General features: G+C 40.5%; 3 protein-coding genes. All 3 read right to left on the reverse strand.

Going from position 1 to position 2,743, the window contains the following annotated elements:
* A partial coding sequence (locus MWH30_RS13570; RefSeq protein ID WP_248664636.1) for a hypothetical protein occupies positions 1–503 on the reverse strand: 503 nt, incomplete at its 3' end.
* A gap of 180 nt (positions 504–683) precedes the next feature.
* Positions 684–1,736, reverse strand: coding sequence for a penicillin-binding protein activator LpoB (locus MWH30_RS13575; protein ID WP_248664637.1), 1,053 nt, complete (start codon positions 1,734–1,736; stop codon positions 684–686).
* 15 nt (positions 1,737–1,751) lie between these two features.
* Entirely contained in the window at positions 1,752–2,660 is a 909-nt protein-coding gene (locus tag MWH30_RS13580; protein WP_248664638.1) for an LPP20 family lipoprotein, read from the reverse strand.
* Between the last annotated feature and the right edge of the window lie 83 nt (positions 2,661–2,743).

The raw sequence follows: 2,743 nt of genomic DNA on the forward strand, positions 1-2,743 counted from the left end.
ATTGGCGGTTCTTCCGGTAACTCTTCATCCTCTGGTGGCTCTTCCATTGGTGGTTCTTCCGGTAACTCTTCATCCTCCGGTGGTTCTTCCATTGGCGGCTCTTCCGGTAACCCTTCATCCTCCGGTGGCTCTTCCATTGGCGGTTCTTCCGGTAACCCTTCATCCTCCGGTGGCTCTTCCATTGGTGGTTCTTCCGGTAACTCTTCATCCTCTGGTGGTTCTTCCATTGGCGGCTCTTCCGGTAACTCTTCATCCTCCGGTGGCTCTTCCATTGGCGGTTCTTCCGGTAACCCTTCATCCTCCGGTGGCTCTTCCATTGGTGGTTCTTCCGGTAACTCTTCATCCTCTGGTGCTTCTTCTTCAGGTGCTTCCTCTGGTAACTCTCCTCCCATTAAAGATTCCTCTACTACTACCTCTTGTGCAGCTGCCTGAACAGGATTATAATTAAAAAAAGTAAAACTTAGCATAAAGACTCCTAAAATCAGAATAAAAATTTTTTTCATTTTACCCCTCCAAAAGATTCTAGTTTATATTAATTTTAAAAGGCAATTTTGATATTTTTATAAGAAAATTTTTATAAGAAAAACATTAATTTATCTACCGGCTATTAAAATTATCTAAAGTTATAAAGTGTACACAAAAATAAAGTCTCTCCATATTATGGAGAGACTGCTCAAAGCTATTTATTTGAAATAATCCTCTACTAACTCTTTAGCCAACTCTGAAAGATGGTCATTTAGCTCATCTTTTCCTAGATCGCTATCAAATCTATGCGTATATTCTATTTCTTCAATTAAATCTCTATTTTCCACCTGATAAAGCTCCAAGTTAATATCAATCCTTGGGCTCCTTCGACCTTCATAAACATCAGTAATTTCTCCTATTAAAATTTCATCAGCTCCTATAATCTGACCCAAATCAATAGCTAAGCTCTTATCTCGAGTATCACTTAAGGCAGCTGCCTGTTCATCCATTGTGTCTTGAACTTGGGCCCGACTCAACATATAGAAATCCGAAGAAACTACTCCTTCTAGTTCCGACTGTAAGGCATTTAGCAAAGGTCTTTCTAAATCCACATTACCACTTTGATCAACAATAAATATCAGGGCCCGCATAGGCAGATCATCATCTACCCTAGCTTTAGCTCTATAATAACGATCATTTAAGTCTTCATAACTTAAATTATACTGATAGGCTTTTTGGTACTCTTGATAGGCTTCTTCCCATCTATTCTGCACCTCGTATTGATAACCGCGCCGATAATGAACCCCCACCAAATCTTGTGCTAAAGTGTCTAATCTATCTTGAGCCTCTATTGAATCAGATTGATAATGTAAAGCCTGCTGATAATAATCAATAGCCTCTTCGTATCTTTCCGCCTCTTTCTCTTCATCTCCCTGATTAATAAACATTTTGGCTGCTTCATCACGAGCTTCAGCCAGCCTTTCTTCAGCATCTTCATAACCATCTCTAGCCTCTAAGGAACTCTGATAGGCTTCTACAGCTTTATCCCATTCTCCAGCTTCAGCATGTTGTTGAGCAGCATCATAATAACTGCTAGCTTGAGATCTTCTATACAGATAACGACCTAGAAAAAAAGTACCTGTAACTACCGCTGCTGCCCCAGCTGCTTTAATACGTCGATCAGAACTATCATCATCAGCTATAGCAGGAGCTGGCAAAACCATGGTTGCTAACATAGCAATAACTAAAAAGAGTACTAAGTATTTCTTCATTTCTAATTCTCCTTTCTAATCAATAATAAAAGCAACTGCTTGCTGATCAACAATTCCACTATTACCATCAGCCTCTAAAAAATACTGAGCACTTTCCTTATCAAGAATTACATCAACCGGCTCTCTTTCTTCTCCACTGACTACACTAGTAGCCTCCACTACCAAAGGATTATCACCTACTCTACCCATCTCCTCAGCCTCCGTTTGTGAGCGAGAGTAAGCAACCAAAGAAGAAGTGCTAGGTTCATCTAAGTCAACTGTAGTAGGGCCATAGAGCAAATGTCCTGCGGAATCAAATACCTGTGGATAAAGAGCCGTATTCACTTCTAGACCTCGAGTATCAATAATTAAACCAGTATACTCCTCAGCAGGCTCCTCTTCTATTTCTATATCCTCTTCCTCATACTGCTCTAAATCGGGCTCAGGATGAGTTGTTACCTCATCTTCCCGGTCTGGATGAGCAGGAGCATCTTCCTTAGCTGTACCTTCTAAAAAAGAGGTCAGACCTTGTTCTCCCGCTAGAGGCACCTTTAGCTTTAAATTACAAACATCATCGGGCCCGTACTCTACGGAAATAACCTCCGCCCCCTCAATTAACCCCTCTACTTCAGTAGCTATCTTATCACTAGTAACTACATACTCTTCCACAGTAGTAGTACTACTAACATTAACTCCCTCCATAAACTCAGCAGCATTTCGATAAGCATCAGCTCTAGCTGCCCGCTGAGCTAACAGCTGAGCTTGAGCTCCTCTAGCATCTTCTGGAGGAGCTCCAAAGCCTTCGATAATAATTACCCCTTCATCCCAGTCAATTTCTCCTTCTTCACCAGGTTCTAAGGCTTGAGTATTAACTACCAATAAAGAAGTTAAAAGTAGCATTATAATCAAGGCTGAAAGTATCTTGAAATCGAAACTTTTATTCATAAATTCTCCCTGCTTATAAAAATCTATACAAAACTAACTATAGACCACAATTTCACAGGATTACAATTGTGTAGGATGCAATC

It is taken from the genome of Fuchsiella alkaliacetigena, from assembly GCF_023227765.1.
In the GTDB taxonomy this organism is placed as follows: Bacteria; Bacillota; Halanaerobiia; order Halobacteroidales; family Acetohalobiaceae; genus Fuchsiella; species Fuchsiella alkaliacetigena.

Bases quoted from the DNA above. Each gene is read 5' to 3' on its own strand.
- MWH30_RS13575 (WP_248664637.1), bottom strand. From the start codon at position 1,736: ATGAAGAAATACTTAGTACTCTTTTTAGTTATTGCTATGTTAGCAACC.
- MWH30_RS13580 (WP_248664638.1), bottom strand. From the start codon at position 2,660: ATGAATAAAAGTTTCGATTTCAAGATACTTTCAGCCTTGATTATAATG.